The following is a 19,159-nucleotide window of genomic DNA, read 5'->3' as shown; positions in this document are numbered from 1 at the left end:
TCGCCGCTGAGGGTATAATAATTTTGAAATCTCGGTGAAATGGGATTGCCTTGAAGGAAATACATAGAAAGGAGTAGGGCAGATGGATCAAATGTTTCGGGTCCTGGGATTTTGGACGCTTGTCATCTCGCTGATGTTCCTGGCAGGGCAAATGTACATTCCCGCCATCCTCTTTATTGTGCAAACGATTCTGTTTATTGCTTTTGGCTACATGAAGTTTACAGAAAAAACTTACATGTATCTGTTCGGCGGGTACATGTTTGTCTCTTTTTGCGGGATGGTATGGTATTCGACATTTATGATGCATTAATGCTTCACGGCTCCCATTCACTGCGGGAGCTATTTTTCTGTAAAAGTCCATGATGCCATGCCAGTGCCCTCATGCCCCTCCGGGTTTGATCCGATTTTCTTCTCTCCGGGTTCCGGCGATTGCCTGCCGTTTTCATTTGCAAAAAAGAGCCAGTCGAATCAAACTGGCTCTCTTCATTTCCTTATTTTTCCTCTATGCTTGGAATCTTCACATCCGGATCGACATCGGCCTCGTAATCGATGCCTTCTGTTTCAAAGCCGAACAACTGGAAGAAATCCCGGCGGTAACCCTCGATGTCGGAAATCTCCCGCAGCGTCTCGTTATTAACACGATCCCATCGGTTGAGCACTTCTTTTTGCACATCTTCCTTCATTTCCAGATCATCGATGCGAATTCTTCCCTGCCCGTCGACCGGCACTTCTCCTCCGGCATAAAGACGATCGGCAAACAGCCGGTACATTTGTTCGATGCAACCCTCATGCAAGCCTTTTTCTTTCATCACCTGATAAAGGAGCGATATGTAAAGCGGTACAACAGGAATTGCGGCGCTTGATTGCGTGACAAGGGCCTTGTTGACGGAAACGTAGGCATGTCCGCCGATTTGCTTCAGTTGGGCATCCAGATCATGCGCCGTCTTTTCCAGATCATCTTTTGCCCGTCCCACCGTTCCTTCGCGATATACCGGATAGGTGATTTCCGGACCGATGTAAGAGAAGGCGACCGTTGTTGCTCCTTCAGCCAGTACGCCGGCTTTCAGCAATGCATCGATCCACATTTTCCAATCTTCCCCGCCCATGACGGCAACGGTATGGCGGATCTCTTCTTCAGTCGCCGGCTCAATGGTGGTTTCCGACACTTGTCCGCTGTGAAAATCGACCGTTTTGTTGGTGTAAGATTGCCCGATCGGCTTGATCACGGAAGAGAAAACCTCTCCCGTTTCCGGATGAACCCGTTTGGGAGCAGCCAGGCTGTAAATAACCAAATCCACCTGCCCCAAGTCTTTTTTGATCAGGTCGATCGTTTGCTCCTTGATTTCCTTGGAAAAGGCATCGCCATTGATGCTTTTGGCAAACAAACCGGCTTTGGCCGCCTCTTTCTCAAATGCGGCGGAGTTATACCAGCCTGCGGTCGCGGTGCGGTTACCGGAGCTCGGCCGTTCAAAGAAAACGCCGATCGTATCGGCACCCGCCCCGAAAGCGGACACAATTCGGGAAGCCAGCCCGTAGCCGGTGGAAGAACCGATTACGAGCACTTTTTTCGGCCCATTGATTTTCGGTTGGCTTTTGGTATATTCGATCTGCCTGGCAACCTGCCTGGCACACCCTTCCGGATGCGAAGTCGTACAAATAAATCCGCGAAATTTCGGCTTAATAACCATCTTTCAACCTCTTTCACTCGTGATTAAAAAAGATTTTGGCCACGGTTGATCTCTAATCCTTTAGACTGAATCAGGATGCGGAAAGATTCTCCCATCGCCTGGGGATGGATGAGTTGTTTGATCGCCCGAACCCGTTTGGCCTCCGGGCTGAAAGGGTCAGTTGGCACCGCCGCAGGCAACAACCCGGCGATTCCGCTTTGGAGCAGGAATTCGGCTTGCGTAAGATTGGCGACCATCATCAACCCTTCCGACTCCCCCCATTCCTCCAGCAGGGAAAAGTTCACATCACAGGTAAGATCGATTTCTCCGGGAGTTTCCAGGATGTCCGGAATCACCCGATGCTTGCGGTAACCCCGGAGCGTTCCCTTTTTTTGTTTCAGAACCCGGGTGGACGCACCGTAATCGATTGTGACCAAAATCCCCTCGTTCAGCCAGCGGGCCACTTCCTGCAGCCATCCGCGGGCTGCCAGCGGAACCTCCAGCATCTCACCGTCGCGAAGATCGCTCCCCAATTTTAACAGATCCGCGGAATCCGTTCCAAGCGGAATCCACTTTTCCGCCAGTTTCCGATCTTCTCCTTTTGACACCCATGATTCCAGGAGCAGCCCCCCATCTTTTTTTATCCGATGAACAGGGAAGGCGTCAACCAGTTCATTGCTATAAATAAAAGCCACTTTTACGGGCGGAATTTCCGGCAATCGCCTGTGAATGCAGTAGGAAACCGGCAAAGCAGCGAGACGTTCACGGGCTGATTGCCGGTGAAACGGGCTTATTTCCACCAGATGAAAGCGGATCTGTTCCGGCGGAATGCCTGCATCGCAGAGCCCTTTTCCCACCTGTTCGGCCAGACGGCCATCGCCCGCGCCCATCTCCACTACGGCCCATTCGCCAACCGAAGCGAATCGCCGGATCCACTTCGCATAAAGCCGTCCCAGCACCAGCCCGTACAGCTCTCCCACATGGGCATTGGTAAAAAAATCGCCTTCACGTCCCAGTTTTACTCGATCACGCTGATAATAACCCCATTCGGGATGATAGAGGGCCAACTCCATATATTGCGCAAACGGAATTCTCCCCTCCGGGCTCTCTTCAATCTGTTTGAGGATTTCTGCCAAAAGCGGATTTTCCATCATGACTCCTGTTCCGAAAAGTCGAAGACGGAAGTGCTCAGATAACGCTCACCGGTATCCGGCGCCATGCAGAGTACGCGTTTTCCTTTCCCCAGGCGTTCTGCCACTTTGAGTGCCGCCCAAACCGAAGCACCGGAAGACGGGCCCACCAAAATGGCTTCTTTGCGGGCCAGATTGCGTGTGGTTTCGATGGCTTCTTCATCGGAAACATGAAAGATTTCATCATAGATATCCTGATTTAAAACCGGTGGAATAAAACCGGGACTCGTTCCGGGAATTTGGTGCGGTCCTGGTTCACCACCCGCCAGTACGGGAGAGTTTTTCGGTTCGACCACGCCGATGAACAAATTCGGCAGTTTTTGCTTCAGATATTCCCCTGTCCCGGTAATCGTTCCGCCGGTTCCGGCCGTTGCGACAAACGCATCGAGCCGTCCCTCCATCTGCTCCCAAATCTCCGGTCCGGTCGTCAGGCGATGCACTTCCGGGTTGGCTTCATTTTGGAACTGGTAAGGCAAAAAGGAATTGGGAATTTCTTTGGCCAGCTCTTCTGCCTTGCGAATCGCGCCGGGCATCCTTAAATGTCCGGGGGTTAAAACCACTTCGGCCCCATATCCCTTTAACAGACCGATCCGCTCACTGCTCATCGTATCCGGCATGACCAGAATCGTCCGGTAACCGCGGGCCGCCCCGACCAATGCCAGTCCGATCCCCGTATTTCCGCTCGTCGGTTCCACGATCGTCGCCCCCGGCTTGAGCCGGCCGCTCTCTTCGGCGGCACGAATCATATTGTATGCCGTGCGGTCCTTCACACTGCCGCCGGGATTAAATTTTTCCAACTTCACATAGACTTCTGCCCAGTCGGGCTTCACCAGCCGGTTTAAGCGAACGACCGGAGTAGCGCCGATCAAGTCCAGAACCTGATCGGCCGTCCGGGCAAAAGGCATGGTTTTGCCTGTTACTCCTTCGTTACGGGACCCGTCCATTCCAGCATTCCTCCCTTTAAGTTATAAAGCTGCGAAAACCCCTTGCTATGTAGAACATGGGCAGCGATGACACTGCGGCGCCCGCTCCGGCAGATGAGCAAAATCTTCTCATCTTTGTGCGGATTCAATTCCGCGAACCGCTCTTCCATCTCGTCGTGCGGAATGTGGATCGCTCCGGGAATGTGCCCCTCCTCATACTCTTCACTTGTTCTCACATCAACCAAAACGTATTTTTTTCGTTCCGATTCATCCACCTGGCTGAATTCGCCCGCTTCAATATCTTTATAATGTTCCATGATATCATCCTCCCAGTCTAATGCCCCGGCAAAACCGAGTTAATATATAATTCCAATTGTCCATGGATGAGCGGACCTTCGACCCTTTTTGTAATTTTACCCTCAGGGTCGATCAAAAGAGAAGTGGGAATGGGACCGACTTTGTACAAATCCACCACATCCCGGTCATGGTCCATCAGGACGGGAAACGTCAGCCCGTATTGACGGGCGAAGGCGGAGGCAGTTACATTCGTCTCCGCGATGTTCACGCCGACAACCGTAAAGCCCCGGTTTTTATACTCTTCGTAAGCTTGCTCCAAGACAGGCATTTCTTTTCGGCAGGGATCACACCAGGACCCCCAGAAATTGAGCAAAACCGCTTTTCCCTTCAAATCGCTCAGTTTCATCTGTTTCCCGTCCAGGGTTTCCAGCTGAAAATCGGGCGCTTTCTCCCCTGCTTCCGGCTTGTCGGCCTGATCCTGGTTCATCGCCTGGTATAAGGCGATTCCCACCAAAGCGACCATGAAGAGAAATAACACGCGGCGGACCCAATATCGCGTCTTTTTGTTCATAATCTCACCCGTCTTCACCCAAAATTGTAACAAAAATTATCGATTTTGTCTGTTTTGGTCACCGGGGCGGGGAACACCGCTCAGAACCCGGTAAATCCGGTGATGCTTGTCAACCAGCTGGCCAAAGCGGACATCTGATCCGTATAGAGGAGAATGCCAAACAGCACCATCAATCCTCCCCCGACTTTCATCACTCCCGCCGAATACTTCAAAATCCAGCGAAATCTCCCCACAAAAAACGCCATCACAAAAAACGGGATGGCAAACCCCAGCGTATAAGCAGTCAAATAGGCCAATTTCACTTCAGGATGAAGCGCGGTCATCATAATAATCGAGGCGAGAATCGGACCGACACAAGGCGTCCAGCCGGCGGCAAAACCCATCCCCACCAAAACCGATCCCAAAAAGCTGACCCGTTTTTTCGTTGTCTGCAACTTATACTCCTTCAGCAAAAAAGCCGGCTGAAAGACACCGAGCACAAACAAGCCCATGGCCACGATCAAAACGGCGCCCAGCATGCGAATCAGATCCTTATACTGGCTGAACAGCGTTCCGAGCAGACTGGCCCCAAACCCCAACGCATAGAAAATGACGGAAAATCCCAATATAAAAAAAAGTGTGTGAAACACAACGGTCCTGGTTATGGTCCTGCTTCGTTTTTCATCTTTGAGCTGAGCCACTGATACACCGGTGATGTAGGATAGATAAGATGGGTAAAGCGGCAGAGTGCAAGGCGAAATAAAAGAAAGCACCCCCGCTCCAAATGCGATCCACCAGCTGATATGCTCCACAGAACTCTCTCCCCTTTTGTCGGCGGTCATTTATTTGGCCAGTTCGTCAATCATGGAAAACAGCGCCTGTTCCTTCATCCCGCCTACAAATTTGTGCAGGATTTTCCCGTCTTTTCCCACAATGAAAGTAGCCGGCACTCCGAAGAGATGATACTGATCAATTCCCACCGTCTGTCCATTTTTAGCAGGGTCCATGGCAACAGGAAACGTGAAGTGATTTTGTTTTACAAAGGAGGAAACCTCTTCCGGCTTCCGCTCCATCGCCGTCAAATTGACCATAATGAAGTTGACGCGGTCTTTGTAACTATTGAACGCTTTTTGAAAATAGGGCATCTCTTGCTTGCAATATCCGCACCACGTCGTCCAAAAGTTCACCACCGTCGGCTTGCCCCCGTTTTGCGCCAACTCAACGCTCCGGCCATCGAGGGTGGCCAGTTTGAAGTTCGGGGCGCAATATCCCTCTTCCGGCTGCGGCTCCCCCTGACAATGAACCACTTGCAGGGCCGCCTCATCTTGTCCTTTCGCCGAATAAAACCAGAATGTACCGGCCACCGCAACGACGATCAGCAACAAAACAACCACATTTCTCCATTTCATGCAACAAACGCTCCTTCATTACATCATGGAACGAAATCGCTCCTTTTCACAAGTATTTAACTTTTTTGCGATGGATAACCCTCTTACAACAATCCGGTTACATAAGGATTGTGCATCTGTTCACGCCCGATGGTCGTCTCCGGCCCATGCCCGCACAGGACTCTCGTCTCCTCCGGCAGATCCATCAACTTTTCGGAAATACTGTGCATCAGAGTTTCATAGCTTCCCCCCGGCAAATCGGTACGGCCGATCGAGTTTTTAAACAACACATCGCCGCTGAAAATGGTGGTACCCCATACGTACGTGACACTGCCCGGCGAATGCCCCGGTGTATGCAATACGCGAAAAGTTTCTCCGAGCAGCGAAAGCGTTTCCCCACCGTCAAGAAGGTGTTCCGCCGGAGCGCAGACGATCGCGGGAATTCCCGGAAACAGCCCGGATCCATTTTTTTGCGGTTCCGTCATCCAATCAGCTTCTGCGCGGTGCAAATAAACAGGCGCCTTGGTCAGCGAACGCAATTCTTCCACCCCGCCGATATGGTCAAAATGGGCATGGGTTAATAAAATCGCTTTCACGGCAATTCCCAATTCTCCAATGCGCCGAAGCAAGGAATCCGGCCCCATGCCGGGATCAACCACCAATCCCTCTTTTGACTCCTCATCAAACATGAGATAAGCATTCGTCATGGCCGGTCCGAGCACAAACGTTTCAATTTTCATTCTTATGTACCTCCAAAGTGTCCTGATCCTCAACCCCCATTCTACACCGAACGGGGAATGACTTCAAAGTGAGTACATGCCCGCCCGGGGAACAGGACAAAATAGGAACAAATGAAAACGGAAAGGAAGAAAAACGGATGACTTGGAAGCTGAAATGGATCGGCCTGCTTGCTGCTTTACTCGTCCTAACCGGTTGTCAGCAGGAAAACAAGCCGCCAGCGAATCAATCCGCTCCGCCGTCGGGCAAAAAAATCCCGCAAACCGTTGAAGTCAAGCAAACCGCTCCCGAACCGAAACGGGATCAATCCCCGCAGGCGAAAGCGGACCGGCTTGCACAGCTGGCAATGCAGGTTCCCAATGTCAAAAGCGCTTCGGCAGTTGTGATGGGAAAATACACTTTGGTGGGGATCGCGCTTGACCCGACACTTGATCGCGGCCGTGTCGGCACGATTAAATATACGGTTGCCCAAGCGCTCAAGGAGGATCCGTTGGGAGCAAATGCACTCGTTACCGCGGACCCGGCTTTAACCCAGCGCATTCGGGAGTTGAGTGAGCACATTCGCCAAGGGCATCCGGTCGGCGGTCTGATGAATGAACTGGCGGAAATCGCCAACCGGATTGCACCCCAACCTTCCCGCGAAACGGAAAGAACCGAACAGGCGCCAAACAAGATGAACCAGGAACGCCTCAATCAGAGCAGACAAGCACCGGCCAGATAAGCCGATCAAGAAAAAGCAAACAACGAATTCACTCCGTTGTTTGCTTTTTCGTTAAGTTAAAACAGTGCCATGCCAAAACGGTTGTAGTATACTTACTGTTGGATCATTTAAAAAGGGACAAAATAAAAGAAGGAAGATACGGAATGAGAGTGATTTGTATCCTGTGTGAACAGAGTTTCAAACCGGACAAATGGACGGAGAAGAAAATCAAAAAACATCCGCACCTGATTCAGATTTGCCCTGACTGCCATGAACGCATCAAACAGAAAACACTTGAACGGCAGGAAAAAAAGATGAACATCAATCAGTAAACGTTTGATTGTACTTTGGTTCAGCCATGATATCCTTGATCAGTTGTTCCGCCGCTTCCCGCGCAAACGACTCGGTATGTACCTGACCATCCAGCTCGTATTGTACGACATAGCGGTCTTTTTCCGCCGTTTTCTCCAGGTTGGTCACCTGATGGTCTTCCCGCAGCATCTCCTCAAAAAAATAGGCGGTATCCCGGGCAGACCGGTCACTCGGTCTCGCTTCCCAAACAATTTGAATCTGCAACCAATTAAAAAGCGCGTCTTTCAGCTGCATGGAATTTCTCCACCCCTTTTCTGCTCCTGAAGGCATTTTCAATGCATCTTTTCCGTCTTCGCTCTTTCATTTTGCTTGCGAACCGCGTACAATCTCAGCCTTGTCACGGCGATCAGGATCACGGTTACCGCCAAAGCCGGGATCATCGGAAAGTCCATATAGTGAAAGAGCGTCAGTAAGCCGCACCCCACCGCCAGACAAACATAGACCAGCACCGATTTCAAAACGGGAAGCCTGACGGCAAACGCCGTTTTGTAGATAATCGCCGTAAGCGCCAGTATGATCAGATAGGCCGCCAGCGGCGGGAGCGAGTGAAGCCAGGTGTTCACATCGGCAGCCATTTCGCATCTCTCACTTTCTCATGAATTTTTCAACTGGTGAAGATAGCGAATCTCGTCCCCATATTCCGATTCATCGTCAACCGGCGTTTCCAGCACGACCGGAAGACCTTCAAATTGCGGCGCTTTCAGGAACAATGCCAGCGCATCAGCACCGATTTCCCCTTTTCCGATCTTCTCATGGCGATCCTTCCGGCTGTTAAACGGAACCTTGCTGTCATTGAAGTGAATCGCCGTCAAATGTTCCAGGTAACCGGTCTCTTCCATCTCTTTGACTAATTCTGCAAACGTATCGTGATTCCAAATCCCGGCGGCAAACGCATGGCAGGTATCAAAACAAAATCCGATCTTTTCCGGCTCGTCCGTCCGGTTGCGAATCTCGGTCAGTTCGCGGATGGTCAGTCCCAACTCGCTGCCTTGCCCAGCCGTGTTTTCCAGAAGCAGTTTCGTCGGCCCGTCATAGTCGCGCAAAATCAAATTTAACGTCTCGACCATGCGCTCACGGCCAAATTCTTCTCCTTCACCCACATGCTTTCCGCAATGGACAACCGCTCCAACCGCCCCGAAAGCTTCCGCAATCCGAAGATCCTCCTTGATGGAGCGAATCGTCACTTCCTGCAAATCCTCTTTGGGGGTGGACAAATTGGTAATATACGGCGTATGGGCCACGAGGGTAATTCCCTGCTCCTCGCAGTATTCCCGCCCGCGGTCCGCATCAACTACATTTAACTTTTTCGGCTTTAAGCCGCGGGGATTCTTCGTAAAGACTTGAAATGATTTCGCTCCCAGCTCATCTGCCCGCTTGGCGGCGTTAAAAAATCCTTTTGAGACGCTGATATGACATCCGATTTTCATAAATGGTTCCTCCTGTTAAAGACAAAAAGCGCCCCCTCTGGTTCAGGCGCTGTCCATCAGCTTCATTTTAGCATCCCCCGCCCGGACTGGCAACTTCAGCGGCGGCTTCGTCAACCGTTCAAAATCCAAAACAATCGATCGGGGACATTGGTAATGATCGCCTCCACTCCCGCTTCAATCAATTCCTCCATCATCCCCTCATCATCCACCGTGTATGGGCGAACAGCGATCCCCTTTGCCCGGCAACGCTCAACGATGGCCGGCGTGATCACGGAAAAGTGCGGGTGAATGGAGCTAACCCCGATCAACTTGGCATAAATCCAAGGAGCAGGCATTTTGTGTTCATAGAGAAGAGCCCTCTCCATCGCCGGACGGTAGGCAGCCAGATGACGCAGGCTCAGAGGATTAAAGGAAGATAAAACCACCCTCCTCTCCAAACCGGTTCGCTCAATCTCCTTCACCACTTTTTCTTCCAGTCCGCGGTAGGCGAAGCGGTTGTTTTTCAATTCAATATTGACCCGAAGTGAAGTCCCGGCCACCCATTCCAATACCTGCCGCAGAGTCGGGATCGTCTCCCCGGCATACGCCTCGGAAAACCAGCGACCAGCATCCAGTTTCCGCACCTGTGCCCAGGTCATCTCTTTGATCAATCCGGAACCGTTGGTGGTCCGGTCCACCGTTTCATCATGAATGACGACAACCTCCCCATCCTTCGTCAATTGCACATCGAGTTCGATTCCGTCAGCTCCCGCCGCCTGCGCCTTCTTGAAAGCAGCCATTGTATTTTCCGGCGCAATTTCGGAAAAACCGCGATGTGCGACAATCTCGACCTGTGGCAACATGATCCTCCTTCACAGAAAAATTTGCCGGATAAAAATCTCGCTTTTGTTTTTCAGGGAAAAAGTTCCCCGTTCCGGGTCAAAGTCAATGATCAATTCAGGCTCAAAATAAAGTTGACTTCCCGGATCGATAACCACGCTCAAGTCTTTCGCAATCTCAAAATGCCGGTCATTCTCCTGCGGCAGATCCCAGTTTACCTCATACATGGCATCATTGCTGCAACCGCATCCCTCCGTAATCGCCGCAATGCGGAGCACGGCCGACGGTTCCGGCTTTTTGCCGACGAGCGTTTGATAAGCCTCATCTGTTACCAATATACGCAACGTTTGGCTCTCCTTTCTTTTCCAAAATACAATCTAACTTATTCGGGATCCCCCAAGGATAACGATTTCCTTTTTTTCAAACAAAAAGACTGGAGACGGTTAGGGTTCCGTGCCCAGTCCTGATGTCTGATCTTTATTATCCCTGGCAGATCGCAAGTTGAATCAGTGTCCGAACCCCGGTTCCGGTCGCTCCTTTGACAAAAATCCCCTTTTCCTCCGGAGCGGTAACCGTCCCCGCAATATCCAAGTGCACCCATGGAACAGGCTCTGCAAACCGGCGCAAAAACAAACCTCCTTGAATGCAGCTGGCCGTGCTTCCGGCATCGTTTTTCACATCCGCAATCTCACTATCCACATATTGCTCGTATTCTTCGTACATCGGAAGTTCCCAGACCCGTTCCCCGGCGATGCGAGCCGCTTTTTTCACTTCTTCGGCCCACTGCGCATCGTTGCTCATCAGGCCGCTCGCTACATGCCCCAGTGCAACCACAACCCCGCCCGTCAGCGTGGCGATATCAACCAGTCGTGTTGCGCCAAGGTGCTTGGCATAGGCAATGGCATCAGCCAAAATCAGTCGCCCTTCCGCATCGGTGTGATGAACTTCAATTGTTTTCCCGCTAAAAGAGCGAATCACATCTCCTGGACGAAATGCTCTGCTGCCCGTCATATTTTCGCAGGCCGGAATGACAGCGATGACATTGCTGTGCGGGCGCAGTTCGCCGATCGCATCCATCGCTGCCAGTACAGCTGCCGCTCCGCCCATATCATCTTTCATCTCGCCCATCCCTTTGCCGGGTTTAAGCTGCAATCCTCCGCTGTCAAAGGTTACTCCTTTGCCGACCAGCCCGATTACATCATCCGACTCCGGTGCCCCCTTATAGGACAAGACAATCATCCGCGGCCGGTTTGCACTGCCTTCAGCCACGGATAACAGCGCATTCATGCCCAACTCCCGCAGCCGGTCCTCGGTCAGGATATCAAGTTCAATCCCTCTTTTTTCCGCTATGGCCCGTGCATGATCGGCCAATGCTTCCGGGGTCATAAAGTTGGCCGGTTCATGCACGAGATAGCGGGCAAAGTTGGTGGCCCGGGCAAAAATGCGACCGCGTTCAACCCCCGCAGCAAAGGCCGAATCTTTTACCTGATCTCCAAAGACGCGAATCTCTTCCAAGCTTTCGCTTTTATCTTCAGATTTATAGGAATGATGCTGATAGCTTCCCAATTCAATCCCTTCCACAATCGACTGAATCACGTCAACCGAGTTATATCTCTCGATCATGAAGGAAGGACAATCGATCCCCAGACTTTTCACTTTTTTATGTTTTGCCGCTCTTGCAGCGGTAGCCACTGCATTTTTGAAGGAATGAAGTTCCAGTTTTCCCTCATCCCCCAGACCAACGACAAAAACCCGTCCAGCGGGGATTTTTCCCCAATTGTGCATGTCCGTAACTTCGGTGAAATCCCCCGAAATTTCTCCTGCAGCAATCAGGTTGGAAATCCGAAAACCGAGAGCCTCATCTACTTCCCGGGCAACCCCTTGAACCGATTTTCCTTCATTTGCATGAAAGACGATGATTGCATCCATTTCCAGTGAAGCCAACGGTTCTCTCGTCAATTTCCACTCCATATGATGCCCTCCCCCAATCGTGGAATGATAAAAATGAAAAAAGTGTAACACGCCAACGAAAATTCAGCATGTTACACTTTCGACAAAATTTGATTTATCTCCTGTTGCTATAAAATAGACGAAATTGTTTTATAAAACTTCAAGGATCATCATTTCCCTTCGGATTTCTTTCAGCCGTGCTTTACACTGGTCAATTTTGTGTGTGCTCTTCTCTTTCATCGCTTCATAGAGTTTGGCCAATTCATAATCCAATTCCATTCTCAACACCTGAATGCGTTCCTCCGCAGTGCGACAACGATATGCCCGAATAACCTCTTCCATGGTTCCGCTGCACCCCTTCATTGTAAGAAATCGGGATTTGGGCCCCAAATTGCTAACCCCATTTTCGTTAGCTTGGCTACAGCTTTGCCCCATAATGAAGGAAATAAACCTGTCGAAAAGAGTTCATCAAAAAATGCATTCAACCCTTGATCTTGCTATAATTTACGCCTCTTAAACCGAAAGGGAAACGGTGATTATAATGATAAACTGAATATTTAAAATAATATTTTTATAGATTTGTACTTATCTGTGGTAAGATATGTACAAAATCTGTTTGCCTGGTGGTGAATGTAAGTGAAAATCCCTCCATTTATCGAAAAAGATTTTACGGTGTTCAACATCGCCGGATTGGAGGCGCGCATGGAGGCAATCCGGCAAAATATCCAGCCAAAATTCGGGGTGCTCGGCGATCGAATTGCTCCCTTCCTGGCAGCGCTGGTCGGGGAACCCGTTTATGTACATATTGCCAAACATGCGCGCAGAACTGTGAATCCGCCGGAGGAAACCTGGGTTGCCTGGTCAACCGGCAGACGCGGCTACAAAGCCCTTCCCCACTTTCAGTTGGGCATCCGTGACACACACCTGTTCATGTGGTTTGCCCTGATTTATGAATGTGACCGCAAGCCGGCGTTTGCCCGAAACTTCAAGGAACAATTCGCGGAAATTTGGCCGGCGATCCCCGATTCCTTTTACTTCTCCAAAGATCATACCGTGCCCGATGTGATTCAAAAACGGGAGCTCAGCGAAGAAGACGCCCTGAAAATGCTCGATCGCCTTGAGAATGTCAAAAAAGCCGAGTTTTTGTGCGGAACGGTTCTGCCACGCGAACAAGCCGTGCAAAAAACGGGAGAAGAAATGGTGAAGATCCTGGAGTCCACTTTTGAAACCTTGCAGCCCCTGTATAAACTGTCCATTTCATAGAATCACCTCATCTTCGCTAAACCCCGGCGGAAGTTTGCGCAAAAATCAGGGATTTGGGGGTTAAGACCGGCCCGGCTTGTCACACTTGTTCACCCCGATGAAATCCTCTCAGAAATGGGAGGATTTCTGCTTGTTGAAGTCTGGAAAACACGGTCCGTCGGGTCTTGCTGCTTCGCTTTGATCCTGTCTTCTTTGTCGCATAAGCCGTTGCGGAAAAGCTCCAACTCTTCGTCCAAAGTCCATCGGCAGATGCAAAACCTCTCAAAAACGGGAGGTTTTTTATTATGCAAATCGATTGTATTATTATTCATTGATTGTACCATTCAAAAATGAATATTTTTCTTTTGTTCCGAAGCCGTTTTTGTTATACTATCGGTCGTGCATGAATTCAAGTAAAGGTAGGCAACGCCCATGGATCGACAAAGAACCACTCCATTGTTCAGCAAATTGAAGGAACATGCCCAACGAAATCCTATTCAATTTCATATTCCCGGACACAAAAAAGGTCGGGGCATGGACCCTGAGTTCCGCCACTTTATCGGGGACAACGCCTTGTCCATCGACCTGATTAATATAGAACCTCTGGATGACTTGCACCATCCGCACGGTATAATTGCCGAGGCACAAAAGCTGGCGGCTGAGGCTTTTGGCGCGGATTATACCTTTTTTTCCGTACAGGGAACGAGCGGTGCGATTATGACGATGGTCATGTCGGTTGCAGAACCGGGGGATAAAATCATCGTGCCGCGAAACGTGCATAAATCGGTTTTATCCGCCATCATTCTCGCCGGAGCGCTGCCGATCTTCGTCCACCCGGAAATGGATGAAACCCTGGGAATCGCTCACGGCATTACAGCGTGCCAAGTGGAAAAAGCCCTGAAAAAGCATCCTGAAGCCAAAGCCGTTTTAGTGATTAATCCAACGTATTACGGCGTGGCCGGCAACCTCAAGGAAATCGTCGATCTCGTTCATCAGCACGGGATTCCTGTTCTCGTTGATGAAGCCCATGGAGTGCTGACCCATTTCCACGAACGCCTGCCGATGTCCGCCATGGATTGCGGGGCTGATATGGCCGCCACCAGTGTGCACAAACTGGGCGGCTCCCTGACGCAAAGCTCCGTTCTAAACGTGCGGGAGGGCCTTGTGAATCCGCGCCGGATTCAGTCGATTATCAGTATGCTGACCACCACTTCCACTTCTTATATCCTGCTTGCTTCCCTGGATGCAGCACGGCGCTATCTGGCGACGGAAGGTTATGAGATCATTCAGAGAACATTGGAACTGGCCGAATATGCAAGAAGCGAAATCAACAAAATCCCGGGCCTCCTGTGTATGGGCAAGGAATGGCTGGGCAGTGACGCCCTGTACGATCTCGACGAGACCAAATTGCTCATCCACTTGAAAAACTTTGCCATCAATGGACACGATGCTGAAAAGTGGCTGCGCGAATGCCACAATGTCGAAGTGGAATTGAGCGATTTGTACAATCTGCTGTGTCTGGTGACCCCCGGCGATACGAAAGAAACGATCGACCGTCTGCTTGAGGCGCTCAAAGATCTCTCCGGCCGGTTTTACCAACCGGAGCAAACCAAACAGGTGAATATCCGCCTCCCGGAAATACCTGAACTCGTTTTATCCCCGCGCGAGGCATTTTACAGCGACACGGTCTCGATCCCCCTTGCCGAGTCAGCCGGACACATCATCGCCGAATTCATTATGATCTATCCGCCTGGCATTCCCGTTCTCGCCCCGGGCGAACGGATCACTGAAGATAATATCAGCTATATCGTGGAACACATCAAAGCCGGACTGCCCGTACAAGGGCCGGAAGATCCCACACTGAAGACAATCCGCGTCATTCGTTAATTAACGCCTGGCAAAGAAAAGAATCCGGCTCCGGCGAACCCCCCTTTTTGGGATGCGTCAACAAGAAAGACCACCGATAACCGGTGGTCTTTCTTATCAAATAAGATCTGTGGCCCCCTATTGGCGATTGGTTTTTTCTTCTTCCCGATGGTCGCATCCGTCGCAGGTGGAGTAGAGCGTTCCCACTTTCTCCGCTTCAACATACTCGATCACTTTGTCACAGGATTGGCAGACGATGGCTTCCATGAAAAATCCTCCTCTGTCCATTTTCGATCTATGTCATTCACTTTGAATGAAAGCGCTTTTATTATTGTGTCACTTATAGTATATTATGACATACTAATTTTGTCAAAGCGGAAATAAAAAAGAGCAAATCCGAAGACTTGCTCTTTTCATCAATGTTCCGTTTCTGCATCGATGGTAATGGTTGGCAGGTTGTTTTTGAAAAAAATCGATATTTCTTCCGCTTCCTCCATCGATCGCAAATTAAAGACCTTCTGCAAATATTCCAGATTTTCGGCATCTTCTAACGAAAGCAATGAGGAGCGCCCCGTCTGCATACAAACCACCAGCGGCTTGCCAAAAAACATATGCGTGTAGACAATTCCAAAATCATAGCGACCCTGTTCGGAAACAAAACCAACAAACCGAACTTTCGCTTTTTCGGATTCGTCGTACAAGCGTTCATAAAGACTCATGTCCTCTCCCCCTCGCTTTTGTATTAGAAGAACAAAACCAAAATCTCGCAAGCGCCGCAAAAGAGAAGGTACACAAAACCGCAGGATCAGGATTGGACCTTAAGACAATTGTCCACCAGCAACCTCCGATCCTGGCCAACCTGCCACAGCGGAATGAAAAACCGCTTTCAAAAAGCGGTTTTTCTGTTTTTTTATTCCCTGTATTTTTCGGTAATAAACCGGTATTTGCATTTAAGAATTGCATTTTTTTACTTTCGATTCAAATAATGAAGCCAACTCACAGAAGAGTGAAATATCCTCATCGTCGATATTTCCACCGGCTGTCCCCGTCACAACCAGCACCCCGACCAAATGATGGCCGTGATAAAAGGGAACATATACCTCTGTCCGGTTCCAGATCCGTTCCCGCACCACGCTTCCTCTCGCAGCTGCCAAACTCATGAATCCTTCCCCAAACGGGATCACCGGAGGCAATTCCGTTTGCCCCCGCTCAAATTTGAGACAGAAGGAGAAGTCTTCCACCAAGTAAATTGAAACCCATTGATAATCCGCCATGTTGTCAAATAACGAATTACAAACAAATTGATATAATTTTTCCAATTCACTGCTGTATTTGTCTGACATGGCGCCAATTTCCGCGCGAAGCTCATCCAAAAGATCGGCCTTGCGCATCAAAACTCCCCCAACTTAGTAAATTACATCAAAGTGTAGCATAAGTGCGCAACGGCCGCAAGCCGTTTTTTTCCAATATTTTTAAAACTGTTCTCTTCGCGATTCATCGTCAAGACTTCCCGGCGCGCAGGCCATGATGAAACGACGGGCTTGCCCTTCCCTTGTCTGACAATTGGAAATGATATAAACTTATTTTAGTTGCAGTCGGAGCAAAAAAAGCGAGCATGGGAGAGATTTGCTTTGAGCAAAAGCGCCTACATAAAGTTGGTAAAAGGGTCAAAACAAGAAGACATATCCCTTGAGGAAGTGAAAAAACTGTTCCTCTACTACCAGGAGATGGTGTCGCTCACCGGAAAACAGCTCGGCTGGGGCTACCAGGAAGCCGCTTTTCCTTACGATCTTCAGGAACGCGAGCAGGACGGGATTCCTTATCTGCTCCTGAAAGGAAAAAAACCGAGCCACTATTACGGATTGATCGTCGGTGTCGCCAAGGAGGCGGAAACGAATATCCCCTATATTCAAATTGTGTTACCCGATCAAGCGACCCACGGGGATACAGCCAAAGGGAATGAATACGGCAAATTCCTGGCAAAGCAGCTAAAAGGAGAACTGCATCTCTTTAACGGACGCACCATGTACTTTAATGATCGAAAATAACCCGCCCGCAAAAAGAAGACCCCCCGCCGGAGAGGCTGGAGGTCTTTTTTCACAACCCGGTCAAAAGGCAATGGGCATTTTGGCATGCTCCCTGATATCCAACTTGTACAACTGCTCCAGGTAAATCTGAAATTTTTGCTTGTCCGCATTTTCAAAACAACGGGCCAACTTAAGGACAATTTTTCGTTCCTGCTCATAATCCTTCTTTTTCTGCGCCATTTTCAGCGCTTTTTCATAAATTTTGATCGCCTCTGCCGTATTTCCTTGCTTCACATAACAATCGCCCATGAGGATATACGATTCCCGGTAAATTTCCGGATGCGGCGTGCGGTCGCTGATTGCGAGCGCTTCGAGCAATGTCTCCGCCGCCGCTTCGTCCTTATCCTGTTCGAGATACGCGAGGCCCAGGTATGTATGCGCTTTGATCTTCATATGGTCGGACTTGATTTTTTCTTGCAAACTCAACGCGGTGCGAAAGCAGTTCTCCGCTTCTTCCCATTTATGTTGCAGCAGATAGATCGTGCCCAGCCTGCTCCAGAGCTCGCAGGACTGCTCTGTTTTTTTGTTGATGCGCGCCACTTCGATCCCCTGATGCGCATAGGCAATCGCCTCTTCATACAACTTCAGCTTTCTCAGGATCGAAATCCGCACTTTATAAAGCTCCAGCACCACTTCGATGCTTTTGATATGATGGATTTCATCCCAAATTTGATTAATTCTCCGCAGCGCTTCTTCAATATGATCCAATTCGTTCAGATAGGTGATGCGGGCGATTTCCAGAATATAAATATAATACGCCCGTTCCCCTCCGGCTTGAAAATGCTCCAGTCCTTCATTCACGTAGCGCAGGGCCTGCCCCGGGTCATGGTTGCTGAAAGCGATGCGGCTCAGTTCATGGTAGCTCGCAGCCTTGATATTGGTTTTCAGCCATTCTTCCTTTTGGTCGACAATGCGGATCGCTTCCAAAAAATGATTTTGCGCTTTCACCCAATTCCTTTTTTGCAAATAAATCTTTCCGCGCAAAAAATGAACAATTGCCGATAAAAGATGATTGTTGGGCACATCAAGTTTACGCAAGCGTTCGAGCCCCTTGTCCGGACTCATTAAATCGATCATGTTCTCAATGGCAGCCAGCTGCAGTTCCATGTGCGCCTCTTCCTGTTTTTCCTTGGCAATCAAATCATGAATCTGATCCAGGTTAATATTCAGCTTCTCTGCGACATACCTCACTTTATCTTCGTTGACATAGGTAATTCCGCGCTCAATATTGCTGATGGTCGACGGAGAAATAAAATCGTCGGCCAAATCCTCCAGCCTCAATCCCATCTCTTTTCTCCGTTTGCGCAGAATCTCGCCAATCTGGATTGGATGAATGTAATCCATTTTTCCACCTCGTTACCGTTTGCATTTTCTGCAACCATAAAGAAAAAATAAAAATTGCATCTCAATTCTCTGCGCATTTTTGACATCTAATAATATTCCAACGACAAAAAGACAATTGACATAAATTTTTTCCGGTTGTATACTCGTATCACAATAAGAAATCTTCTGTAAAATTCAAAAAAGGAGAGAGAGATGCTGAAATTAATTGCAATGGGGAAACCCCATGAACTTCACCCTTTCATTTTTGATCTTACATCCCAGCCGCAGTACAGAGTAAGATTGGAATCTATGAGTCCCGTGGGTCGTCCCGGGCAGGAATCACAAGAAACCAGCGTGCAAATGTCGGTTTCCTTTACCCCGACTTCGCAAACTCCGGTTCAGGTCATTCTTCACACCCGGAACAACCAGGAAATTAAAATTCATTTCACCGATGGTTTTGCCGTCAAGCTGAGTGACACCGTCACCTATATCGGTGGCAAAGCGGCAGATGTATTTGGATAGAAAAAAGCCCCACAAAGACGGAAAATGGGGCAAAAGAAGTCAGTCCAAGTCTAATTGTAGCACAATTAAAACGATTTGGTAAGAATAATTGTACTGCC

26 protein-coding genes are annotated in these 19,159 nt (G+C 49.5%); 7 read left to right on the top strand and 19 right to left on the bottom strand.

The genetic code is table 11. The features are described 5' to 3' along the window. Positions 1–82 precede the first annotated feature (82 nt). Complete coding sequence (locus I8U19_RS08000) at positions 83–310, top strand: DUF2626 family protein (protein ID WP_033100225.1); 228 nt, start codon at positions 83–85, stop codon at positions 308–310. Positions 311–491: 181 nt separating this feature from the next. On the opposite strand, the gene fabV is transcribed toward I8U19_RS08000, so the two are convergent. The 8 genes from fabV to I8U19_RS07960 form a co-directional block, all read right to left on the bottom strand. Further along, positions 492–1,688, bottom strand: a complete 1,197-nt coding sequence (gene fabV, locus I8U19_RS07995) for an enoyl-ACP reductase FabV (RefSeq protein ID WP_198055641.1) — start codon at positions 1,686–1,688, stop codon at positions 492–494. A 23-nt stretch (positions 1,689–1,711) separates the two neighbouring features. Continuing rightward, positions 1,712–2,818 carry a class I SAM-dependent methyltransferase gene (locus I8U19_RS07990; RefSeq protein ID WP_198055640.1) on the bottom strand — a complete coding sequence of 369 codons (1,107 nt, stop codon included), beginning with the start codon at positions 2,816–2,818 and terminating at the stop codon, positions 1,712–1,714. After that, positions 2,818–3,762: a cysteine synthase A gene (gene cysK / locus I8U19_RS07985; protein ID WP_033100300.1), complete on the bottom strand. Its 945-nt coding sequence runs from the start codon at positions 3,760–3,762 to the stop codon at positions 2,818–2,820. Before cysK ends, I8U19_RS07990 begins: the two co-directional genes overlap by 1 nt. Positions 3,763–3,773: 11 nt before the next feature. Continuing rightward, entirely contained in the window at positions 3,774–4,097 is a 324-nt protein-coding gene (locus I8U19_RS07980) for a rhodanese-like domain-containing protein (RefSeq protein ID WP_220184961.1), read from the bottom strand. 17 nt (positions 4,098–4,114) lie between these two features. Continuing rightward, entirely contained in the window at positions 4,115–4,648 is a 534-nt protein-coding gene (gene resA, locus I8U19_RS07975; RefSeq protein WP_033100221.1) for a thiol-disulfide oxidoreductase ResA, read from the bottom strand. A gap of 80 nt (positions 4,649–4,728) precedes the next feature. Further along, on the bottom strand, positions 4,729–5,439 hold the full coding sequence (locus I8U19_RS07970) for a cytochrome c biogenesis CcdA family protein (RefSeq protein WP_033100220.1): 711 nt from the start codon (positions 5,437–5,439) through the stop codon (positions 4,729–4,731). Positions 5,440–5,469: 30 nt separating this feature from the next. Then, positions 5,470–6,036, bottom strand: a complete 567-nt coding sequence (locus tag I8U19_RS07965; protein WP_033100219.1) for a TlpA family protein disulfide reductase — start codon at positions 6,034–6,036, stop codon at positions 5,470–5,472. Positions 6,037–6,119: 83 nt separating this feature from the next. Next, positions 6,120–6,755 carry an MBL fold metallo-hydrolase gene (locus tag I8U19_RS07960; protein ID WP_198055639.1) on the bottom strand — a complete coding sequence of 212 codons (636 nt, stop codon included), beginning with the start codon at positions 6,753–6,755 and terminating at the stop codon, positions 6,120–6,122. Between the two features lie 137 nt (positions 6,756–6,892). On the opposite strand from I8U19_RS07960, the gene I8U19_RS07955 reads away from it, so the two are divergent. Beyond that, on the top strand, positions 6,893–7,474 hold the full coding sequence (locus I8U19_RS07955) for a YhcN/YlaJ family sporulation lipoprotein (RefSeq protein WP_033100299.1): 582 nt from the start codon (positions 6,893–6,895) through the stop codon (positions 7,472–7,474). A gap of 143 nt (positions 7,475–7,617) precedes the next feature. Next, positions 7,618–7,785 carry a DUF2197 domain-containing protein gene (locus I8U19_RS07950; protein ID WP_081943748.1) on the top strand — a complete coding sequence of 56 codons (168 nt, stop codon included), beginning with the start codon at positions 7,618–7,620 and terminating at the stop codon, positions 7,783–7,785. Here I8U19_RS07950 and I8U19_RS07945 read toward each other — a convergent pair. The 7 genes from I8U19_RS07945 to I8U19_RS07915 all read right to left on the bottom strand — a co-directional run bounded on the left by I8U19_RS07945 (position 7,775) and on the right by I8U19_RS07915 (position 12,363). Then, complete coding sequence (locus I8U19_RS07945) at positions 7,775–8,059, bottom strand: hypothetical protein (RefSeq protein ID WP_033100298.1); 285 nt, start codon at positions 8,057–8,059, stop codon at positions 7,775–7,777. The genes I8U19_RS07950 and I8U19_RS07945 overlap by 11 nt on opposite strands. 38 nt (positions 8,060–8,097) lie before the next feature. Next, entirely contained in the window at positions 8,098–8,400 is a 303-nt protein-coding gene (locus tag I8U19_RS07940; RefSeq protein WP_033100217.1) for a YlaH-like family protein, read from the bottom strand. Positions 8,401–8,418: 18 nt separating this feature from the next. Beyond that, the gene (locus I8U19_RS07935; RefSeq protein ID WP_033100216.1) at positions 8,419–9,252 is read right to left on the bottom strand and encodes a deoxyribonuclease IV; all 834 of its coding nucleotides are present in this window, start codon (positions 9,250–9,252) and stop codon (positions 8,419–8,421) included. 110 nt (positions 9,253–9,362) lie between these two features. Next, positions 9,363–10,091 carry a glycerophosphodiester phosphodiesterase gene (locus I8U19_RS07930; RefSeq protein WP_232337239.1) on the bottom strand — a complete coding sequence of 243 codons (729 nt, stop codon included), beginning with the start codon at positions 10,089–10,091 and terminating at the stop codon, positions 9,363–9,365. 12 nt (positions 10,092–10,103) lie between these two features. Further along, a complete protein-coding gene (locus I8U19_RS07925; RefSeq protein ID WP_198055637.1) occupies positions 10,104–10,415 on the bottom strand; it encodes an iron-sulfur cluster biosynthesis family protein in 312 nt (103 codons plus the stop codon). A gap of 136 nt (positions 10,416–10,551) precedes the next feature. Further along, positions 10,552–12,042: a leucyl aminopeptidase gene (locus I8U19_RS07920; RefSeq protein ID WP_198055636.1), complete on the bottom strand. Its 1,491-nt coding sequence runs from the start codon at positions 12,040–12,042 to the stop codon at positions 10,552–10,554. 129 nt (positions 12,043–12,171) lie between these two features. Then, the gene (locus tag I8U19_RS07915) at positions 12,172–12,363 is read right to left on the bottom strand and encodes a hypothetical protein (RefSeq protein ID WP_033100212.1); all 192 of its coding nucleotides are present in this window, start codon (positions 12,361–12,363) and stop codon (positions 12,172–12,174) included. Positions 12,364–12,657: 294 nt separating this feature from the next. Here I8U19_RS07915 and I8U19_RS07910 point away from each other — a divergent pair, with 294 nt between their 5' ends. Next, positions 12,658–13,284 (top strand): YktB family protein, encoded by a 627-nt coding sequence (locus I8U19_RS07910; RefSeq protein ID WP_033100211.1) that lies wholly within the window; start codon positions 12,658–12,660, stop codon positions 13,282–13,284. 411 nt (positions 13,285–13,695) lie between these two features. Continuing rightward, complete coding sequence (locus I8U19_RS07905; RefSeq protein WP_198055635.1) at positions 13,696–15,150, top strand: aminotransferase class I/II-fold pyridoxal phosphate-dependent enzyme; 1,455 nt, start codon at positions 13,696–13,698, stop codon at positions 15,148–15,150. A 117-nt stretch (positions 15,151–15,267) separates the two neighbouring features. On the opposite strand, the gene I8U19_RS07900 is transcribed toward I8U19_RS07905, so the two are convergent. The 3 genes from I8U19_RS07900 to I8U19_RS07890 all read right to left on the bottom strand — a co-directional run bounded on the left by I8U19_RS07900 (position 15,268) and on the right by I8U19_RS07890 (position 16,520). Then, positions 15,268–15,396: a GapA-binding peptide SR1P gene (locus I8U19_RS07900; RefSeq protein WP_081943747.1), complete on the bottom strand. Its 129-nt coding sequence runs from the start codon at positions 15,394–15,396 to the stop codon at positions 15,268–15,270. Positions 15,397–15,545: 149 nt separating this feature from the next. Next, positions 15,546–15,848, bottom strand: a complete 303-nt coding sequence (locus I8U19_RS07895) for a DUF3055 domain-containing protein (RefSeq protein WP_033100209.1) — start codon at positions 15,846–15,848, stop codon at positions 15,546–15,548. A 231-nt stretch (positions 15,849–16,079) separates the two neighbouring features. Next, complete coding sequence (locus tag I8U19_RS07890; RefSeq protein WP_033100208.1) at positions 16,080–16,520, bottom strand: hypothetical protein; 441 nt, start codon at positions 16,518–16,520, stop codon at positions 16,080–16,082. A gap of 240 nt (positions 16,521–16,760) precedes the next feature. Here I8U19_RS07890 and I8U19_RS07885 point away from each other — a divergent pair, with 240 nt between their 5' ends. After that, positions 16,761–17,177 (top strand): DUF1885 family protein, encoded by a 417-nt coding sequence (locus I8U19_RS07885; protein ID WP_198055634.1) that lies wholly within the window; start codon positions 16,761–16,763, stop codon positions 17,175–17,177. A 60-nt stretch (positions 17,178–17,237) separates the two neighbouring features. Here the strand turns inward: I8U19_RS07885 and I8U19_RS07880 are convergent, their stop codons facing one another. Further along, positions 17,238–18,560 (bottom strand): helix-turn-helix domain-containing protein, encoded by a 1,323-nt coding sequence (locus I8U19_RS07880; protein ID WP_198055633.1) that lies wholly within the window; start codon positions 18,558–18,560, stop codon positions 17,238–17,240. 192 nt (positions 18,561–18,752) lie between these two features. Between I8U19_RS07880 and I8U19_RS07875 the strand changes: the two genes are divergently transcribed. Continuing rightward, on the top strand, positions 18,753–19,061 hold the full coding sequence (locus tag I8U19_RS07875) for a hypothetical protein (protein ID WP_198055632.1): 309 nt from the start codon (positions 18,753–18,755) through the stop codon (positions 19,059–19,061). Positions 19,062–19,159: the final 98 nt, after the last annotated feature.

The organism is Thermoactinomyces sp. CICC 10523, from assembly GCF_016055105.1.
In the GTDB taxonomy this organism is placed as follows: Bacteria; Bacillota; Bacilli; order Thermoactinomycetales; family Thermoactinomycetaceae; genus Thermoactinomyces_A; species Thermoactinomyces_A daqus.
Note: the sequence above shows the minus strand (reverse complement) of the source record. Positions and strands in the feature narration are given on the sequence as shown.